We start from the raw sequence: 21,317 nt of genomic DNA, 5'->3' as shown, positions 1-21,317 counted from the left end.
TGGAGTCTGTGCACATATCTGCCCTACAGAATCATATTGTAAAAAAGGCTGTAGCAGATCAGGTATTGATAAACCTGTTGAAATAGGTAAAATTCAAAGATTCTTAACCGAATACGAAAGAAAACTTGATCTTAATTTTGTTAAAAAAACTCCTTTAACAAAAGAAAAAGTAGCTATCATAGGTTCTGGTCCTGCTGGATTAACTGCTGCATCAGAACTTGCAAAAGAAGGATACAAAGCAACTATATTTGAAAAATCTGAAAAACTTGGTGGATGGTTAAGATATGGAATTCCTGAATATAGATTGGGAGAAGAAATTTTAGACCATGAAATCAATTTCATAAAAGAACAAGGTGTAGAATTTATTCTTAATTCTGAATTTGGTAAAGATATAACTTTAGAATCCCTTGAAAAAGAAGGATTTAAGAGCATATTATTTGCTACAGGAAATAACACTGGAAGAACTTTACCTATTTTCGAAGAAAAAGCAAATGTAGAGATTGCTGTTGAATTTTTAGCAAGAATTAAAAAACAACAAAAAAATAATATTGGAAAAAATGTTGTAGTTGTCGGTGGAGGAGACGTTGCCCTTGATGCTGCTTGTTCTGCAAAATTATTAGGAGCTGAAACTGTAAAAGTAGTAGCTCTAGAAACTCTAGACAAACTTCCTGCAAGTGAAGAAGAGTTGAGAATTGCAAAGGAATTGAATATTCAAATTATTGGTGGATTTATACCTGAATTGGTAGAAACAGATAAAATTATATTCAAAGGTACAGATAGTAAAGATAAAATAGAAACTTATTGTGATAAAATAATTGTTGCTATTGGTCAACTAAGTAATCTTGATTCAAGTGTAAGATCTAAAAAAGAATCTAATATTTTCTTTGCAGGAGATATTGCCAAAGGAGATAAAACTGTTGTTTGGGCAATAAAAAGTGGTAAAGAAAACGCAAAAAGCATAATTGAATTTTTAGGAGGTGCAGAATAATGTTAAAAAAAGACTTATCAATAGAATTTATGGGCGTAAAATTTGAAAATCCATTTCTTCTTTCTTCTTCTCCAGTAGGAAACTGTTATGAAATGTGTTCAAAAGCTTTAGAAAGTGGTTGGGGAGGTATAGTTTTTAAGACTATAGGGTTTTTTATAGCGAACGAAGTTTCTCCAAGATTTGCTGAACTACAAAAAGAAAGAACCCCTTTTGTTGGGTTCAAAAATATGGAACAAATAGCTGAACATTCTTTGGAAGAAAACTTAGCTGCAATAAAAAAATTAAAAGAAGATTACCCTAATAAAGTTCTTATTGCATCTATCATGGGTCAAAATGAAAAAGAATGGGAAGACCTTGCACGTCTAGTTACCGAAGTAGGTGCAGATATGATTGAATGTAATTTCTCTTGTCCACAAATGACAAGCCATGCAATGGGTTCTGACGTTGGTCAAAATCCTGAATTAGTTAAAAAATACTGCCAAGCAGTAAGAAGAGGAAGTAATTTACCATTTCTTGCAAAAATGACTCCAAACATAGGTAATATGGTAGAACCTGCATATGCTTCTATGCAAGGCGGAGCTACAGGAATTGCTACTATTAATACAGTTAAATCAATTGTTGGAGTAGATCTTGAAAAACAAATAGGATTACCGATTGTAAATGGTAAATCATCTGTTTCTGGATATTCTGGAAAGGCTGTAAAACCTATAGCTCTTAGATTTATACATGAATTAAAAACAAATGAAAAAACTAAAGATGCTCCTATAAGTGGTATAGGTGGTATAGAAACTTGGGAAGACGCCTTAGAATTTATCCTTCTAGGATGTGAAACTCTACAAGTAACTACAGCAATTATGCAATATGGTTATAGAATAGTAGAAGATTTAATAAGTGGTCTTTCTCATTATATGGAAGAAAAAAACATAGATAAACTAGAAGATTTAGTAGGAAAAGCAATTGATAATATTATCCCTGCTGAAGATCTTGATAGAGGATATATTGTTTATCCTGAAATAAACAAAGATGAATGTATAAAATGTGGAAGATGTTATATTTCATGTTACGATGGTGGACATCAAGCTATTTCTTGGGACAAAGAAAACAGAGAAGTTTCCGTTGATAAAGATAAATGTGTAGGATGTCATTTATGTTCATTAGTATGTCCTGTTAAATGTATTAGTAAAGGCGAAATAAAATTCAAAAATAAAAATGAAAATAGAGAAATTAGCCTTTAATATTTTGAAAATAAGGAGTGAACAATGAAAAAATTATTTTCCTTATCTTTAACTACAGGTATATTGTGTGGGGTTTGGATATTAATTGGTAATGCTCTAAACATCCCTACTTGGATTGGTTTTGCAGGTTGTACAGCTTTTTTTGCTGCAGGAGGATGTAGTGATAATGGTCTTCTAAAAGCATTATTTTCTACTCTTAGTGGTGTACTATGGGCTGTTGTCATCTTTCAATTTTCCAATTACTTTCCTAGTGAATACTCAAGTGCTACCCTTACTGCAATTGTTACCTTCTTTATGTGCATTCAAGGAGGAATTAAGTTATTTGCATTTATTCCTGGTACTTTTATTGGTAGTTTTTCAACATTTGCTGCTGGTGGACGCTGGGAGCAGGTTATACCTGGTTTAATCTTAGGAGTGGCTCTAGGATTCTTATGTGATTATAGTGGTACAAAACTTGCTTCTGTTGTAACAATTAAATCAGATTCTAAGAGTTCTATTCACTAATATATTTTAAGCACTAATTTTAAATAATCCATCTATAAATTTACATTCTAAAAGAGCATTTTGATCTAATCCATCGATTTGCTCTTATCTTATTTATAGTTTCCTATATCTGAAATAATGGTTTTATCTCCTAATTTTTAGACTCAATCCCATATTTTTTTATAATATCAAGATTCTTCTTAACTATCTATAATATTAGGCTAAAAGGCTCAGCGAAATTACTTAGCGTTGTGAGTCTACATTTTTTCCAAGCTCTTACTTTTCAACCATCAAAACAAGGTCTATGAAATTTAATCTTATAAAGATTTAAATTCCTTAAAAAATTGTCGTGTTTCTTCAAAATCATTATAATTTTCAAATAATTTTAATTTTTTCCCCAATTCCAACGCAAAGTCTACATATCCGTTTGCCTTTGCCGTAACAATATGACCAGAAGAGACAGTGTTTTGATCTTTATATGTCGATGTTACATATTTTGAAAATTCCTCTTGCGGAATAGATGTAGTAAACTCTTGTTCTTTCAAGACTCCCATCTCAGCAAAAACCAACACGCCAGAACAGATGGCCCCTAGAATCTTCTTCTTTTTATTCATAGTAGAAACTAAACTTTTCAAAGCTTGGTTATTGATAATATTTTCTTCATTTCCACCAGGAATAATTAAACAATCTAATGATTCAATTGGTTTTTCTGAGATTACTTCATCTGGCTGGATTATCATTCCTTCTTCAGATCTAACCCCTCCAATAGTTGGAGCTAAAGTAACTACCTCAAACTTCGTATTTAATAGATAAGATACAATTGCAACTTCAAAATGTACAAATCCATTAAAAATAATGATACCAATTTTCATATTCTTCCCCCTATTTTAGTATTTAAGTCTATTTTATAGTATCGGGGTAATTATAGTCAATAATTAAAATTGTTAATTTTTTTCTACTTCTTCTAATGTTGGTTTTAAAAATTTATTTATAAGATCATAGTTCCAATTATAGGCGTAGTAATTAAGATAAAGAAATATGAGGTTTATTCTAAATTAGTGGAAAAATAGGGTGAGGAGGTAGCAGGACCTGTCGTCTATGGGGACTTAATTTAATAAAGATTAAATAGAAGTAGCAGAATTTATGAATTTTCCAAAGGAAAATAGATTAATTGGTATATATTACTTATGTAAACATAAATTGAGGTTATGAATATAGAATCTACAGCAAATCTAATAAAAAAAATCTAGTATTATAGAAGTAATTATATTACAATTATATGTAACTTTAAAATAATATATAGCTTATTAGGAGATATCAACATGAAGAAAAGAAAAAAAAATAGAATAGAATTGATACTAATTTCAATTTTATTTATACTAAGCTCAACTTTAATTTACTATCAAGTCTATGATAGTTATCAAGATGAAGAAATAAAAAAAGAAAAAGAAGCTGAAGAATATAAAATTAATTCTTATAATAAGATATTGGATATGTTTTTTTTAAAATCTTATATGTCAAGAAAATATGATTTAAATGGAAATATAAGAAGATTTTCTTTAGAAAAAATAAATAATCCTTTGATAAATTATAAACTTCAAAATCAATTAAAAGAGGATTATAATTTTTTAGGTAGAAGCAATAGTGAGTTTTTTATAATAAATACTAAAAGAGGATTAGTTATCGAGACCAATGAGTTAAATACTGTAGATAATTTTTCTAAAGAACACGGTTTAAAAAAAATAGATAGAAATCAACTTTATAAAATAAATGAAAACTATTTATTTATAAACAAAAGTAATATTGATGGGATATATTATGCATTGATAATAAATAAAGAGTCCTTTAAAATCAAAATAAATGGTAATATTTATGGGAAATGGTATTTGTTACACAACGGTAAAGTTATAAACGGTGACGGAACTTCAATTGAAAAAATATATAAAGGAACTCGAAGATTTAACCCTTTGAGAAAGAATATAGAAATTTATTACGTTGAGCAGGAGAAAGAAAACTTTGTATACAGTATTAATTTTTTAAAAGATGTAATTTTTTATTTATTAATAAATCTTATATTCATAGTGATTATAGTAAAACTTCTACTTAAAATAGTATATCAACCCATAAAATTATTGATTTCTAAAATTGATTATGAAAAACCAGCCAAAGAAGATGAATTACAATCTATAGAAAATATATATGATAAACTAAAAACAGAAAATGATTTATTAAAAAATACAAGTAGAAGAACAAAAGAAATTACTCAAGGGAAAGAGTTAGTCGATTATATAAAAGGAACTTTAGATTTCAAACATTTAACTCATCCTTTCAAGGGGAACAAAAAAAAATACAAGATGTTAGTTGGGATAGTAGAAATAAATGACTATTCCGATGATAAAGTTGTATCTTTCAAACAAGAAATTTCAAAAATTATACTTGAGAAATATGAGGGTGTTTTCGAATTAGTAGATCGTGGTGAAATTTTATTATTAATGGAAAAAAAATATTATAACATTGAAAAGTTAAAAAAGGATTTATATAATCTAGATGAAAAATATGATATGAATATTAGAGGGTTTATAAGTGATAAAGAATTTTTTCCCAAAGAATTATATAATAAATATATTTGTTTTAAAAATTTTTTAGACTACAAATTCATATTGAGAGAGAAAAAAATAATAACAGAAAGCGATATAGACGGTATAAGTATTAGAAATTATTACTACCCAATAGAGGCAGAAAAAAAATTGATTAATTTTATTTTAGATAAAAACGTTGATCAAATTAGGTACTTATATAAAGAATTACTAGATGAAAATTTTGTTCATAGAAAAATTAGTAGTTTTAAATTTGAAAGGTTAAAAGTGTTAATTACCAGTACTATTAGAAGAATTCATGAAGAACTACCAAGGAACCAAAGAATTGAAGAAAAGTATTTGAAAGATGTAATAAATTCAAAAGGTAGAGAGGAATTATTTTTAAATATAAGTAAGATGATCAATATATTATTAGAGAGTATCCCTGAACCAAAGAAAAAAGAAGTAGACAAACTCGTAGAAAAAATAGACTATTTTATCCTTAAAAATTATTCAAAAGAAATATCATTACTTGATTTTGCAGAATATATGGGAATAACTTTACAATACGCGAGCAATTTATATAAAAAGATAAAAGGAGAAACGTTTAATAAATCTCTCAGGGAGTATAGAATAGAAAAGTCTATAGAATTATATACTCAGAATAAAACTTTAAAAATAAAAGAGATTAGTATCATGGTGGGTTATTCAAACACTATAACTTTTATAAATAATTTTAAAAGAGTAAAAAATATGCCACCTAAAAAATACTTCACGTCAATTTTATAGATACAGCATCTAGAAAAAATAGTTTATTTTAATGCTTAAAAATTATATATATATAGTGATTTAAATTAAAAAGATAATAAAATCAAAGGTAGAAGAGGTAACTAACGTCGTTATCTCTTTTTTTTTATATACAATATTAAAGTGTAAATTACAGCTATATTATTTGAAATGCATCTTAAGTATACTTATTGTATAGAAACGGTTAATAAAATCGTGTAATAAACCAGGAGGAAAAATGAACGTAGATATTGGAGTAATAATAGTATATTTTGGATTTTTGTTGGCAATAGGGTATTTTTTTAAGAAATTTGCATCAAACTCAACAAGTGATTATTTTTCAGGCGGAGGAAAGATGTTGTGGTGGATGGTAGGATCAACAGCATTTATGACACAATTTAGTGCTTGGACATTTACAGGAGCAGCAGGAAAAGCATTTACAGATGGTTGGACAATAACCATTCTATTCTTTGCAAATGCATTTGGATATTTAATGAATTATTTATTCTTTGCGGAAAAGTTTAGACAGTTAAGAGTGGTAACGCCTATGGAAGCTATTAGAATGAGATTTGGGAAAGTAAATGAGCAAGTATTTACATGGGTAAATATCATACCTAGTGTATTAAGTGCAGCAATATGGTTAAATGGTTTAGCAATATTTGTAGCGGCAGTATTTAATGTACCGATGTCATATACAATAATAGTAACAGGTGGAGTAGTAGTATTGATGTCATTAACAGGAGGAGCTTGGGCAGTAATAGCTTCAGATTTCATGCAAATGGTTACAATTATGGCAGTTACTATAGTATCTACAATAGTAGCGATAGTAAAAGGTGGTGGAGTAACTAAGTTACTTAGTGTAGGATTACCTGAACATCCAATCGTTGGAACAGGAGTTAATCACTTTTCACTATTCGTAGTATGGGTAATATTTATATTTGCGAAACAATTCTTTGGAACAAACAGTATAATTGGAGGAGCGTATAGATATTTCGCAGCAAAAGATTCAAAGAATGCAAAGAAGGCAGCAGGATTAGCATGTATATTAATGGCACTAGGTCCATTAGTATGGTTCTTCCCTGCATGGTACGTGGCTGGGTACTATCCAGATACAGCAACATGGGGATTAGACAACTTAGGTGGAAAAATAAAAGACGCAGCTTACTTAGTATTTGTAAGAAAAGAAATGCCACTAGGAATGGTTGGGTTGATGATGGCAGCAATATTTTCAGCAACAATGTCATCTATGGATTCAGCATTAAATAGAAATGCAGGAATTGTAGTTAAAAATTTCTACTTATCAGTATTAAAACCAAAAGCAAAAGATGCAGAATTATTAAAAATAGGAAGATACTTAACACTATTTTTCGGGATATTAATTATATCGGTAGCGTTAATTTTAGCTTCATTAAAAGAATTAAGTTTATTTAATGCAACAATGTATATTGGATCATTGATTGCATTCCCAATGTTAGTACCATCATTATTAGGATTTTTTATCAAGAAAACTCCTGATTGGGCACCTTGGGCAACTATAATTGTAGGAATAATAGTATCTTATCTAGCAGGATTTGTATTAACACCTACAGTAGTTCAACATATATTAAACTTAGATGTACCGTTTTCAGGAAGAGAAAGTGGTGATTTAAAAGTAGTGCTAGGAATAATAGGACACATCTTTATAACCGGTGGATTCTTCTTATCAACACAACTATTTTATAAAGGGCATAAGAATTCAGAAAGAGAAGCAGAGGTCAATAAATTCTTTGGTAATTTAAACAAAGAAGTTATTTCTTGTGATGTAGAATCTGCAGAATGTGATGGAGACCAAAGAACTATATTAGGTAAATTAATAATGGTGTTTTCGTGTGGAATATTATTATTAACACTAGTTCCAAATCCATTTTGGGGAAGGCTTGTATTTGTAGCAATAGCAGCAATAGTTTTCACAGTTGGTTTTGGATTGAATAAAGCAGCAAATTCATGTAAGGAAAAAATTAAAAAAGTAACGGTATAAATAAAAAGTTAAAAAGTTAAAAGTTAAAAAAGGGGGGGAAGGATGCAAAAGAATAAAAAAGAGTTGATATTAGCGCAAATTAAAAAAGACTGGATTTTATATCTGTTGTTGGTACCTATGGTAGTTTGGTATTTAGTATTTTTATATAAGCCAATGTATGGAGTGCAAATAGCATTTAAAAAATTCTCGTTATTTAGGGGAATATCAGGAAGTGAGTGGGTAGGATTAGCAAACTTTAAAGAATTTATACATAGCCCTTATTTTTTTAGAAATATAAAAAATACATTTTTAATAAGTTTGTATAGTTTAGTAATAGGATTTCCAATCCCAATAATACTAGCACTAATGTTTAATGAGGTTAGAAATGTCACTTTTAAAAAGACTGTACAAACACTGACGTATTTACCACATTTTATTTCAGTAGTAGTGGTTGCAGGAATAGTAACAAATTTTTTAGCTCCTACAAGTGGAATAGTAAATATCATATTAGACAAATTTGGATTTGATAAAATATATTTTTTAACTCAACCAGAGTGGTTTAGAACAATATTTATAGGGTCGAGTATTTGGAAGGAAGCAGGGTTTGGATCGATAGTGTATTTAGCGGCTTTAGCAGGAATTAATCCTGTATTATACGAAGCTGCAAGAATAGACGGTGCAAGTAGAATACAACAAATTTTTTATGTGACTCTTCCAGGAATATTACCAACAATCGTAATTATGTTTGTTATAAGAATCGGGAAATTATTAGACGTTGGATATGAAAAAGTGATTTTATTATATCAACCATCTACATATCAAACTGCCGATGTACTAAGTTCATATATCTACAGAGCAGGAATACAAGAAGCAAGATATGACTTAGCCACAGCGGTTGGATTATTCAATGCAGTAATTGCATTTATCCTAGTATATGTAGCAAATAGAACGAGTAAAAAATTAACAGAAACATCATTGTGGTAAGAAGTAATTAAAAGGAGGGAAAAGAATGAATGCATATAGTAAGAAAGATAAAATCTATGGATATGTAAATGTCGTATTATTAGGAATATTTGCATTAATGACGTTATATCCATTTATATATGTACTAGCTTCATCAATGAGTTCGGGGGCCGCAGTGTCATCAGGACAGGTAATGTTTTTTCCAAAAGAAATAAATTTTAGTGCTTATAAGCAAGTTTTAGTAGATAAAGAATTATGGATTTCATATGGAAACACATTCTTTTATACAATTGTAGGAACATTAACTAGCTTAGCAATCACAATAACTGGAGCTTATGCGTTATCTAAAAAGAGATTATACGGTAGAAAATATTTAAATATGCTAGTAGCATTTACAATGTGGTTTAATGCAGGGATGATTCCTTTTTATCTAAACTTAAGAGATTTAGATCTTTTAAATTCTAGATTTGGAATAATCATTGCATTTGCATGTAATGCTTTCAATATCATATTATTGAGAAACTATTTTGAAAGTGTCCCTGCATCATTAGAAGAAGCTGCAAGAATAGATGGAGCAAACGAATTTCAAATATTAAAGAATGTTTACATTCCTTTATCAAAACCAGCAATCATAACTGTTGGATTATTCTATGCGATTGCTAGATGGAATGGTTATTTCTGGTCAATGATCTTACTCAAAGATGCATCAAAGATACCTTTACAAGTTTATTTAAAGAAAATGATTGTAGAAATGAGTTTAGGAGATGATGCCATGCAAATTGCTATGAGCGCCAAGCATTCACCTGAAACTCTAGTTTATACAATCATTGTAGTAGCAATTATACCAGTCGTAATTATTTATCCATTCATACAAAAGTATTTTAACAAAGGTATCTTAGTTGGTGGAGTAAAAGAATAATAGTAAAATTTGAGAGTTGTGAAAAACTAGAAACATAAAAAATAAAAATAAACAAATAGGAAGTGAAGATAATTGAGTAGAAAATATTTATTTATAGAGCAAAATATAGAAGAATTAAGAGAGAAAATAAAAAATACTGACAATGGATATTTTAAGAGATTATATGAGCAATGTAGACTATATTCAGCTACTCAATTAACTGAGGAGCATCCAAAAGGAAGTTCTACGTTTATGGGGATGGCAGCACCTAACTTAGCACTTGCTTATTTATTAACAAAGCAAGATCACTACTTACAAGAAGCCAAAAGATGGATATTAACTGGATGTAAATATCCTCATTGGGGACATGCTCATTTAGTTGATGTTGATCTAAGTGCATCTTGGCTAATGTTTGGTTATTCAGTAGCTTATGACTGGATTAAAGATGAATTATCAGAAGAAGAAAGAACTTTAATAAAAGATAAATTGATATTACAAGGTGAAAGAATGTATGACTTTGCTGTGAAAACAAAAGGAGCAGGTTGGAGTACAGCTTTTTGGCAAAATCATAACTGGATCAATTTAACTGGTCAAGCAGCTGCAGGTTATGCTTTAGGCGATGACTATGCTAAGTCAAAAATTTGGATTGATTATGCAAAAGCAAATTTTGAAATTGTATATGATGTAATGGCTAACGATGGAAGTGACTATGAAGGAGTAGTTTACTGGAGATACGGAGCTATGTGGTTATTAATGTATGCTCACTTATTAAAAGAAAGAGAAGGATTTAACTACTTCGAGCACAATGATTTTTTAAAGAATACATTCTATTATAGATTATATCAATCAGCACCAAACTTAGAAGAAATAATCAACTATGGTGATTGTCATGATAGAAGAAGTGGGCACTCAGCAGCGATGTATTATAAATTTGCAGCAGAATATAACAATGGACATGCACAAAAATTAGCAAATAAAGTAAGAGATGAATTCTTATTTAGAGAGCATTATGAATCAGGTGTAAAACCCGGGATACTTCCAGAAGCATGGCTTGAGTTAATCTGGTCAGACTTAAATGTGAAAGAAGAAAAGTTTGAGACTTTACCTCTTACAAAACATTGGGATGATTTAGGTCTAGTAGTAATGAGATCAAGTTGGAAAAAAGACGCAATTCATTTTTCAATTAAAAGCGGAACTCCAGGCGGAAAGAAACAATGGAAAAGATCGTGGGAAATGGACAGAGAATTAGGATGGAAAACAAGAGGGCTTAGTCATCAGCATCCTGACAACAACAGTTTTATATTGAACGCATTTGATGCATTCTTAGCAGTAGATGAGGGATATAACAGAACAGTGACAGCAGATGAGCACAATATCGTAGTCGTAGATGGAAAAGGATATGAACATGAAGGCGGAAACAACATTTGGAAGGATACTCCAGAAAAAACAATAGCAACTATGGATTTTACATCTGAAAATGGAATTACATTTGCAAGTGGAGAAGCTTCCAAGATGTATGCAAAAGAATTAGAGCTCACAGAGTATAGGAGAAACATAATCTATACAGAAAATGGGCACTTCTATATGATAGATGATTTAAATTCAACAAAAGAGCATACCTATAGCTGGTTAATGAACTCTGATACAGTATTTGCAACTGTAGGAGAGAACAGACATTTAATAGAAAATGGTCCAGCAAAATTAGAGGTAGTGACGTTGTACCCTGAAAATAAAGAAGTAACTTCAAAAGAAACAAATGTAAGAGCTATTATGACAACACAGGAGCCAGATAAATTTAGAGAAACAAAAATGAAAACTATGGTGATTGAAAATACAGAAAAATCAAAGCAAATGAACTTCTTTAACATATTAAAGCCACAAAGAACATTTGGAGAAGAAGAGTTTAAAGTAACTAAATTAAATTCTGAAGAAGCCTTTGGTTCAGTAGTAGAAACTGAAGGTTGCAAAGAAACATTTATTTATAGTGTTTCTAATAGAAAAATGGAAATAGCTGGAATAAAAACCGATGCAAAATGGGCAATCATAGTAGAAAAAGATAATAAGATAGAGAAAATAGGAATTCATAAAGGTTCATACTTAACTTTTAATGGGAAAGTATTGGTAGAAAAAAATACAGAAGAAAACTTATTTATCGAGAATATAGAATAGGGGTTATGAATATGAAATATAGCAATATAGAAAATTTACAAACTAGTAAAGGGAAAAATAGATATCAAGATATGTTAAAACAAATGTCGTCTGAAGTTGAAGAGTTTTCTAATAATTTCAGTGATGATTATAATAAAATGAGTGAATGGGGACACATGTATTTTTGTGAAGAAGATGGTGCAATCCTTGATTTCGATTTAAATAAACCTCATTCTCATGTCTGCACAGTGTGTGGAACAGAATACAAAAGTAAACAGCTAGATAACGTATGGGTTTATTTCTATAGAGGTAAAGCTATACAAAACGCATTAAACTCAGCAGTAGTTTATAAAGCTACAGGAGAGAAAAAATATTTAGAGATTGTTAAGAAAATTATTGGTTATTATGCAGAAAATTATACTAACTTTGCAATCCATTCAAAAGATGCGGCAATAGAGATAACAACGACAGGAAAATTAGGATATGCAAGAATTATGCCACAAGAATTAAATGAAGCAGTTATTGTGACTAAAATAGCTAGAATTATGGAAATACTAAAAGACGATTTAGATGAAGAGTTTAAAACATTAGTAAAAACTATGTTTAGAGAAGTATTTGGAATATTAGCTCCTCAAGCAAATAAAGTTCATAATAAGCCTTGTTGGTCAATATGTGCCATAGGTTCGATGGGGTTTGTAATCCAAGATCAAGAGATGATAGATTTTGCCTTCAAAAGCGAATTTAACATAGATAGACAATTAACTGATGGAGTAACTTCAGGAATATGGTATGAAGGTTCAATGTACTATAGTTTCTTTACACTAGAAGGAGTAGCGGATTTATTAATGTTTGCTAAAACTTATGGTTATGAAGCTCCAATTGTAGAAAATACAGTAGAATTAATGTTAAACACTGCATATGACTATGCATTTGATAACTTAATATTCCCAAATCCTAATGATGGATGGCCAGATATCAACTTAAAGACATTTTCTTTTTTATATCACTTAGCTTACAAAGTATTTGGTGAGGAAAAAATGGGAAAACTTCTAAGAACTATTGAAAATTCAGATGTAGTTAGAAGGGATCCACAACTAGCAAAACCATATTACTATAACAACGAGATTTCTTTAGAAGAGTTATTATTCAATAATAACTTTGATAAAGAAGGTAGGTTAAGAAAAAGCGCTACTTCTACAAATTTTAAAACTTCTAATGTTGGAATTTTGAAAAACAATAAAGTAAACATATTTGTAAAATATGGACATCAAGCGAGAAGTCATGCTCATGCAGATAAAATGAATCTAGAGGTCACCTTAGGAAACGAACTAATTAGTAGAGATCTTTCTAATTCTGGATATGTATCAAGGTTATGTAATGAATGGCATAGAGTATCGGCAGCCCATAATACGGTAGTTGTAAATGGGAAAAGTCATACTTCTATAGCAAAGGGAGAAATTATAGAATTTACAGAAACTTCATTTGATTTAAAATCGCAAGATTTATATGAAGGAATAATAAAAGATGTAAATTTCCAAAGAAAAGTAAACTTATTAAAAAAAGGATTTAATGATGAATTTAAAGTAGAATCGTTAGATGCAAAAACGTTAGATTGGTTCTTTCACTTTGAATCAAAAGTAGAATTTATGACAAAAGTAGAAACTATAAAATTTGATCTAGGATACAACGAAGATGGATATCAACACATTACAAATGCTAGAAAAGTAGTGTTAGATAAAAATAAAATAACATTAGAATTCAAAATCAACTTAATAGAATTTACAGTGGATTTAGATTTAACTAATAAAGTATTAATTATCTGTGACACAGTAGATAATCCAGTTAATGAAAAAAGAACTTCAGTAATTGTTAGAAGTTTAAACAAAAATGAAACATTTACAGCAAACTGGAAAATAAAGTAAAAAGAGGAGAATAAAAATGAATGGTAGAAATTTTAATATCAATAGTGAAATAGAGTTAGAAGTATTAAAAGAAGGGTTATCAAGAAAAATTCTTGCTTATAGTGACCAAATCATGTTAGTAGAAGTTAACTTTACCGCAGGAGTAGAGTTTGGAGATTTACATGCTCATCAGGATCACGAACAAATTACATATATAAAATCAGGAAAGTTTAAATTTACTATTGGAAATGAAAGTAGAGTAGTAACAGCAGGAGATTGTGTATACATGGAAAAAAATATTTTACATGGTGCAGAATGTTTAGAGTCTGGAGTCTTGTTAGATACATTTACTCCAATGAGAAAAGACTTCTTAGAAAAGTAATAACTAATTGATATAGATAAAAAAATAACCATATACAGGAGGAGAATAAAAATGGAAAAAATCGCGTTAATAACAGGAGCAACAGGTGGAATTGGATTTGCAGTAGCAACAAGATTAGGTAAAGATGGATATACAGTTATATTAAACGGAATCGAAGATGAAATGGGAGCAAAAAGAGTAGCTGAATTAGAAACTATGGGGATTAAATCTGAATATTATGGTTTTGATGTAACTAATGAAGAAGAAGTAACTACTAATATAAATGCAATAGGAAACAAGTATGGAAAGATAGATGTATTAATCAACAATGCAGGTGGACTAGGAGGAAGACAAAGATTTGAAGGAATGACAACTGAATTTTATAGATTCGTTATGGCTTTAAATTTAGACTCTGCTTTCTTCGCATCAAGAGCAGCTATACCTTTCTTAAAGAAAGGAGAAAACGCATCAATCATCAACTATACATCTAACGCAGGTTGGAACGCAGGTGGTCCAGGAGCAGGAATTTACGGAACTTCTAAAGGTGCCGTACATACTTTAACAAGAGCTTTAGCTAAAGATTTAGCTGAATATGGAATCAGAGTAAATGCAGTATCTCCAGGAACAATAGACACAGCTTTTCATGCACAAATCAAAGAAACTAAGCCAGAAGTATTCGCAACTTGGAAAAACTCTATCATGTTAGGTAGATTAGGACAAGCTGAAGAAGTAGCAGGTGTTATTTCATTCTTAGTAAGTAAAGATGCGTCATTCATGACGGCTGAAACTGTTCAAATTGGTGGAGGACAAGCGTTAGGAATTTAATTAATAAAAATTAATATTTTTTTAATCTTAAAAGATAGCTATAAGGGCAGTTAGTTTTGCCCTTTTGAGCTATAAAACTAGATTTAAGTCTAAACTTAAATGCTTTATCTATTAAAGTTTTAGAGTGTAAACTGAAATTTAAGAAGGAAATTTATCAATGAGTCGGAAAATTAGTTATAAAGTTGTATTTGTATAGAAATTTAAATTTAGAAAAATAAAAAATACCTACTTACAAGGAGTAAAAAGTGAAAAAAATAAATGGTATATTAGATGGAAATTTAACAAAAGTAATAGTGAAGATGACCATTCCTATTGTTTTAGGAAATATGATCCAAACTCTTTATAATTTAACAGATACCTTTTTTGTAAGTAAAATAGGAGGGACACAGGTAGCAGCAGTTACCTTTATATGGCCTATAGTATTTCTTATCATCTCTATCGGACAAGGAATGTCGGTAGCGGGAGTAAGTATAATTTCTAAAAGTATAGGAGAGGGAAAAAAAGAAGAAGTTAAAGAGAATATCGGGCAATTATTTGTAATAGCAACAATATTAGGAATAGCCATAGCTATCTTAGGATTTTTATTTACGGATACTATATTGACAAGTTTAGGAATAGACGGGGAATTATATGAAGAGAGTTCTAAATATATGAAAATAATGTTATTAGCTACTCCAGCGACTTTTATAACTTTATGTCAAGGGGCAGTTAGAAGATCCGAGGGTAATACTTTTAGACCTATGATTGTAAATTTAGTTTCTATAAGTGCTAATGTGATTTTAAATCCTATATTTATTTTTTACTTAAATATGGGAATAACAGGAGCGGCAATAGCGACTTTAATAGCAAGATATGGGGCAATGATGTTTTGTTTATGGGAGTTAACCTTAACAAATATAGGCTATAAATTATATTTAGATAAATTGAGATTTAATAAGAAAAAAATAAAAGAGATCCTTAGAATAGCATTACCAGCAACAACTTCTCAAGCGATGACATCTATAGGTTTTATACTTCTAAGTATATATGTAAAAAATTATGGGTATGCAGTCTTGGCAGCATATGGAATAGGAAATAGAATACATTCAGTATTTTTTCAAGTAGCTCAAGGAGTTAGAAATACACTGGCAGTAATAGTAGGTCAGAACTTAGGAAATAATAATAAAGAAAGAATATTAGAAGCTTTCAAGAAAAGTATGGTTCTAGCAGTAGGAACATCAATTTTAGGGGCAATAATAATTCAGTTATTTTTAAAGCAGTTTGTAACGATATTTGCAAAAGACCCAGAGGTGATTTTAAATGCTATGAATTATATGAGATTAGTTTCATGGACGGTTATAGCTTGGGCAGTATTCCAAGTTGTTATAGGATTTTTCCAAGGATTAGGAGATACAAAAAAAGCTTTAAATATAAATATATTTAGACTATGGGCTATAAGAATACCATTAGTAATAGTTTTATATTATTTAGGAATATATAATATTATTGATTATAAAGAATATTCGGTATGGTACTCGATGTTTTATAGTAATGTATTTACGGGGCTTTATAGTATATATATATATAAAACATATTTGAAAAATAGGTTTAACTATTATTTCATATTAGTTAAAACCCAGTAAAAATTGAGATGATATTTAATTTTTTTAAATAAATAAAAGAACTAAGGGGGAACAAATGAACAAAAAATTAAGGAAAGTATTTATTTTGTCGTCATTGATGGTAGCCATGGTAGGTTGTGGTTCAGATGAGGCAAAAACTACAAAAACAGAAACACCAAAGACGTTAGAAAAATTATCAGGATCACTAGTAACTCGCGATCCTTTGGAGCTAACTATGCATATGCACTTCAGAAATAAATATGTATATGAACCAAATGGATTGGTAGGGAAAGAAGCGTCTCGATTAACAAATATTGTACTAAAAGAAACTGCTTCAAAAGTAGGAACCAATAGTGATGAAATGTTTAACTTGATGATGGTTTCAGGAAAATTACCAGATATTGTGGGTGGAAACAACAGAAAAGATGACTTTATAAAATATGGAATGGAAGGAGCATTTGTACCTCTAAATAAGTTAATAGACCAATATGCACCTCATATAAAAAAATTCTTAGAAGAACGTCCTGATGTAAAAAATTCAATCGTTGCACCAGACGGAGAAATTTATTATATTCCATACATAGCAGATGGAGCAGCAGCGAGAGGATACTGGATTAGACAAGATTGGTTAGATAAACTAGGATTAGAACAACCAAATACGGTAGAAGATTTTCATAAAGTATTAGTAGCGTTTAGAGACCAAGACCCTAATGGAAATGGATTAAAAGATGAAGTTCCATTATTTTTTAGACATTGGCAAGAGTTAATGAGACTTACAACTTTGTGGGGAGCTAGAAGTACGGGAACTGATACATATTTATCATTCTATGAAAAAGAAGGGAAAGTAATCTCAGGGTTAACTCAACCTGAATTTAAAGATGGAATGAAGCATGTCGTTAAGTGGTACAAAGAAGGACTAATTGATCCAGAAGTATTTACTAGAGGTTCAAAAGCTAGAGAAGTATTATTTGGAAACAACATTGGAGGAGCTACAAGAGATTGGTTTGCAAGTACAGGGAATTTTAATAGTGCACTAAAAGATAAAATTTCTGGATTCAATGTACAAGTAATGGCACCTCCTATGGGGACAACTGGAAAGAGAGTGGAAGAAAGTATGAGGGCATCTGTTAAACCTGATGGATGGGCAATGACTTTTGAAAATAAACATCAAGCTGAAACAATGAAATATTTTGATTTCTATTTCACAGATGAAGGAAGAAAATTAGCTAATTTTGGAGTAGAAGGAGTTCACTACACAATGAAAGGTGGCAAACCACAATTTACTGATGAGGTTTTACATTCAGAAAAAGCAGTTAATCAAAGATTATGGGAAGACGGTGCACAAATCCCTATTGGATTTCAAATGGATTACAACTATGAAAAACAATGGACAAATGCAGATGCTTTAAAAGGTGTAGAAATGTATACAAAGAACAACTATATTTTAAAAGAATATGTGGAGCCTACTTTAACCCCAGAAGAAAGATTAGTTTATGATCAATATTGGCCTGGGATCACTACCTACATGACTGAATCTATCCAAAATTGGGTATTGAAAGGAATGGATATTGATAAGGAATGGGATACATATATAAATAACTTAAATCAAATGGGATTACCAAAAGTATTAGAAGTTATACAAAAAGCAAATGATAGAAGAGAGGAACAAAGTAAAAATTAATTAATTGAATAAATAATTTTGAGGAAGGAGTTTTACTTCTTCCTTGAAATCGTTTTTACGCAACTAAGTCATTAGAAAAAATCAGGAGGAAAGATTAATGAAAAAATTTGAAGTACTAAAAAAAATATCAGATGTAGGTGTAGTGGCAGTAGTAAGAGGTAATTCAGTTGAAGAAGCTGTAAACATATCAAAAGCTTGTATTGCAGGGGGAGTTACTCCTATAGAAATTACTTATACAAATCCAATGGCTACAGAAATCATAAAAGAATTAAGTGGTGAAGAAAATATAGTTTTAGGAGCAGGGACTGTATTAGATTCTGAAACTGCAAGAATTGCAATCATGGCAGGGGCAAAATATATAGTCTCACCTGGGTTTGATGAGGCAACAGCAAAATTATGTAACAGATATCAAATAGCTTATATGCCTGGATGTATGACTATTACAGAGATGTTAAGAGCAATGGAAGCAGGTTGTGACATAATAAAATTATTTCCCGGAAGTGCATTTGGGCCTTCTTTTATAAAGGGTGTAAAAGCTCCATTACCACAAATTAATATAATGCCTACAGGTGGTGTAAACCTTGAAAATGTAGACCAATGGATAAAAAATGGTGTAGTATCAGTAGGTGTAGGTGGACAATTAACAGGTGGTACTTCAGAAGAAATAACAGCAACAGCAAAACAATTTGTTGCCAGAGTAGCAGCGACTAGAGCTAGTATGTAATTAGGAGGAAAAGTATGAAAAAAGTAATAACTTTAGGAGAAATAATGTTAAGGTTATCGCCTCCTAATAGAGACAAGTTTTTAGGGGCTTCTAATTTTTGTGTTAATTACGGTGGAGGCGAAGCTAACGTAGCAGTAGCTCTAGCTAATTTTGGCATAGAAACAGGATTTATAAGTAAACTACCTAATAATGAAATAGGAGATTCTGCTATTAACCACTTAAGAAGTTTTGGTGTAGATACTAAATCAGTAGTTCGTGGAGGAGAAAGAGTAGGGATCTACTTTTTGGAAAACGGTTTCTCAGTCAGAAATAGTAAAGTTATCTATGATAGAAAGGACTCTGCTATAGCAACGGCTAAGGTATCTGATTTTGAAATTGAATCAATATTAAAAGGTTGGGATATTCTTCATGTTTCAGGAATAACTTTAGGAATAAGTAATGATGGATTTGAATTTTCAAAAGCATTTATGAAAAAAGCTAAAGAATTGGGAATGGAAATAAGTTTTGATTTTAATTATAGAAGTAAATTGTGGAGTTTGGAAGAGGCTAGTGCTAAAATCAAAGAAATATTACAGTATGTTGATATTGCTTTTGCGGGACACCTAGATTTTACAAATATATTAGGAATAACTCCTACAAAATTAATGAAAGAGATAGACATAATAACTTATTATAAAGATTTATACCCAAAGGTAAAGAAAAAATATGGATTTAAATACATAGTTTCTTCAATTAGAGATATAAAATCAGCATCAAATAATACGTATAAAGGAATTTGTTACGATGGACAGTCTATATATCAATCAAAGTCTTACGAAGTAGAAATCATAGATAGGGTAGGAACTGGAGATGCGTATACAGCAGGATTCCTATGTGGATATGCTATGGAAAGAGATACACTAAATACAGTGAATATAGCAGCTGCTTCATCTGTATTAAAGCATACAATTTTAGGAGATGCTAATCTAGTAAAATTAGATGAAGTTGAAAATTTATTTAAAAATGATAGTTTTGAGATTGTAAGATAAATAATTGGAGTATCCACATTAAAAATTAGAAGAAGGGCAAGTAGATAAATTAAATCTATTTGTCTTTTTTTATTGAGGCATTTAGAAAAAAAATTAGTTTTCAGCCGATGGAAGTGATTTTGAGATTCAATGCATGAAAATTCCAAAAGTAACAGGAAAAATTGAATATAATATTGAAATAGAATAAACAAAAAGAATGATTTATTCCTACTTTTTCTTTAAAAAATAAAAAATAAATTATTTTCAATCAATTGGGAAATTTAATTTTACAGCAAAGTGGGGAAAAAAGCACAATAAAACAAAAAATATTTATTTTTGTAATTTTATTTCAGACATGTTATAATGATTGTAAAAATATTGTGATTACAACTACAGTTCGTTTATTTAATTATTATACCAAAGGAGAATTATCAAATGAAAAATTTATTATTCTATTTTAAACAAATAATATGTATAAGCCTATTTTTTTTACAAATAATACCAATACAAGCAACTCAAACATATAATAGTATCTCGATAATTGTTCCTGGTAATGGGAAAGGTATGCTTGCTGATGGAGCTGGAAGTACAGCCACGAATACATCAGGAGGTAGTATAACTATTTCTAGTCATGGAGCCGGTATGTATGTTGAAAATGGAGGAGTAGCCACGAATACGTCAGGAGGTAGTATAACTATCTCTAGAACTGGAACTGGTATGTATGTTGGAAATGGAGGAATAGCCACGAATATATCAGGGGGGAGTATAACTATCTCTGGAACTGGAACTGGTATATACGTTGAAGCTGGTGGAATAGCTGTTAATACATCAGGAGGTAGTATAACTGTCTCTGATTCGGGGAAAGGAATGTATGCTGATGGTGGAGGGAGCACAGTCACTAATGCATCAAGAGGGACAATAACTGTCTCTGGTTCTGGTGTTGGGATGTATACCACTGGTGGGCAAGCTACGAATATATCAGGGGGGAATATAATTGTCTCTGGTCATGGAACTGGAATGTATTCTGATAGTGGAATTTCTACAAACCAAGGAACTATAAATGTTCTCAGTGGAACAGGAGTTAAAGTTAAAAATGGAGACTTCTATAATACAGGAATAATTAATGCTACGAGTAATAGTGCTA

At 30.3% G+C, this 21,317-nt stretch carries 17 protein-coding genes; 16 read left to right on the top strand and 1 reads right to left on the bottom strand.

Annotation, left to right across the window (positions count from 1 at the left end):
• The 3 genes from WBG30_RS08660 to WBG30_RS08650 form a co-directional block, all read left to right on the top strand.
• The coding region (locus tag WBG30_RS08660; protein ID WP_424504253.1) for an FAD-dependent oxidoreductase at window positions 1–988 on the top strand (988 nt) is incomplete at its 5' end.
• On the top strand, window positions 988–2,223 hold the full coding sequence (gene preA, locus WBG30_RS08655; RefSeq protein ID WP_424504252.1) for an NAD-dependent dihydropyrimidine dehydrogenase subunit PreA: 1,236 nt from the start codon (window positions 988–990) through the stop codon (window positions 2,221–2,223). The genes WBG30_RS08660 and preA, both read left to right, overlap by 1 nt.
• Window positions 2,224–2,247: 24 nt before the next feature.
• Complete coding sequence (locus WBG30_RS08650) at window positions 2,248–2,727, top strand: DUF1097 domain-containing protein (protein ID WP_424504251.1); 480 nt, start codon at window positions 2,248–2,250, stop codon at window positions 2,725–2,727.
• A gap of 296 nt (window positions 2,728–3,023) precedes the next feature.
• Here the strand turns inward: WBG30_RS08650 and WBG30_RS08645 are convergent, their stop codons facing one another.
• Window positions 3,024–3,578 carry a DJ-1/PfpI family protein gene (locus tag WBG30_RS08645; protein ID WP_424504250.1) on the bottom strand — a complete coding sequence of 185 codons (555 nt, stop codon included), beginning with the start codon at window positions 3,576–3,578 and terminating at the stop codon, window positions 3,024–3,026.
• 450 nt (window positions 3,579–4,028) lie between these two features.
• Between WBG30_RS08645 and WBG30_RS08640 the strand changes: the two genes are divergently transcribed.
• The 13 genes from WBG30_RS08640 to WBG30_RS08580 all read left to right on the top strand — a co-directional run.
• A complete protein-coding gene (locus WBG30_RS08640) occupies window positions 4,029–6,071 on the top strand; it encodes a helix-turn-helix domain-containing protein (protein WP_424504249.1) in 2,043 nt (680 codons plus the stop codon).
• A 235-nt stretch (window positions 6,072–6,306) separates the two neighbouring features.
• Window positions 6,307–8,085 carry a sodium:solute symporter family protein gene (locus WBG30_RS08635; RefSeq protein WP_424504248.1) on the top strand — a complete coding sequence of 593 codons (1,779 nt, stop codon included), beginning with the start codon at window positions 6,307–6,309 and terminating at the stop codon, window positions 8,083–8,085.
• Window positions 8,086–8,127: 42 nt separating this feature from the next.
• Window positions 8,128–9,048 (top strand): ABC transporter permease, encoded by a 921-nt coding sequence (locus tag WBG30_RS08630; protein ID WP_424504247.1) that lies wholly within the window; start codon window positions 8,128–8,130, stop codon window positions 9,046–9,048.
• A 25-nt stretch (window positions 9,049–9,073) separates the two neighbouring features.
• The gene (locus WBG30_RS08625) at window positions 9,074–9,946 is read left to right on the top strand and encodes a carbohydrate ABC transporter permease (RefSeq protein WP_424504246.1); all 873 of its coding nucleotides are present in this window, start codon (window positions 9,074–9,076) and stop codon (window positions 9,944–9,946) included.
• 72 nt (window positions 9,947–10,018) lie between these two features.
• Entirely contained in the window at window positions 10,019–12,094 is a 2,076-nt protein-coding gene (locus tag WBG30_RS08620) for a DUF4962 domain-containing protein (RefSeq protein ID WP_424504245.1), read from the top strand.
• Window positions 12,095–12,105: 11 nt separating this feature from the next.
• Window positions 12,106–13,995 carry a heparinase II/III domain-containing protein gene (locus tag WBG30_RS08615; protein ID WP_424504244.1) on the top strand — a complete coding sequence of 630 codons (1,890 nt, stop codon included), beginning with the start codon at window positions 12,106–12,108 and terminating at the stop codon, window positions 13,993–13,995.
• A gap of 16 nt (window positions 13,996–14,011) precedes the next feature.
• The gene (locus WBG30_RS08610; protein WP_424504243.1) at window positions 14,012–14,356 is read left to right on the top strand and encodes a cupin domain-containing protein; all 345 of its coding nucleotides are present in this window, start codon (window positions 14,012–14,014) and stop codon (window positions 14,354–14,356) included.
• 51 nt (window positions 14,357–14,407) lie between these two features.
• Window positions 14,408–15,160, top strand: coding sequence for an SDR family NAD(P)-dependent oxidoreductase (locus tag WBG30_RS08605; protein ID WP_424504242.1), 753 nt, complete (start codon window positions 14,408–14,410; stop codon window positions 15,158–15,160).
• A gap of 245 nt (window positions 15,161–15,405) precedes the next feature.
• A complete protein-coding gene (locus tag WBG30_RS08600) occupies window positions 15,406–16,782 on the top strand; it encodes an MATE family efflux transporter (RefSeq protein ID WP_424504241.1) in 1,377 nt (458 codons plus the stop codon).
• A 55-nt stretch (window positions 16,783–16,837) separates the two neighbouring features.
• Window positions 16,838–18,442: an extracellular solute-binding protein gene (locus WBG30_RS08595; RefSeq protein WP_424504240.1), complete on the top strand. Its 1,605-nt coding sequence runs from the start codon at window positions 16,838–16,840 to the stop codon at window positions 18,440–18,442.
• Window positions 18,443–18,539: 97 nt separating this feature from the next.
• A complete protein-coding gene (locus WBG30_RS08590; protein WP_424504239.1) occupies window positions 18,540–19,166 on the top strand; it encodes a bifunctional 2-keto-4-hydroxyglutarate aldolase/2-keto-3-deoxy-6-phosphogluconate aldolase in 627 nt (208 codons plus the stop codon).
• Between the two features lie 14 nt (window positions 19,167–19,180).
• Window positions 19,181–20,194 carry a PfkB family carbohydrate kinase gene (locus WBG30_RS08585; protein ID WP_424504238.1) on the top strand — a complete coding sequence of 338 codons (1,014 nt, stop codon included), beginning with the start codon at window positions 19,181–19,183 and terminating at the stop codon, window positions 20,192–20,194.
• Between the two features lie 414 nt (window positions 20,195–20,608).
• Window positions 20,609–21,317, top strand: a 709-nt coding sequence (locus tag WBG30_RS08580) for a hypothetical protein (protein ID WP_424504237.1), incomplete at its 3' end; no start/stop codon positions are given.

Source organism: Psychrilyobacter sp. (genome assembly GCF_049671765.1).
Taxonomy (GTDB): Bacteria; Fusobacteriota; Fusobacteriia; order Fusobacteriales; family Fusobacteriaceae; genus Psychrilyobacter.
This window is presented reverse-complemented; position numbering and strand designations above follow the sequence as displayed.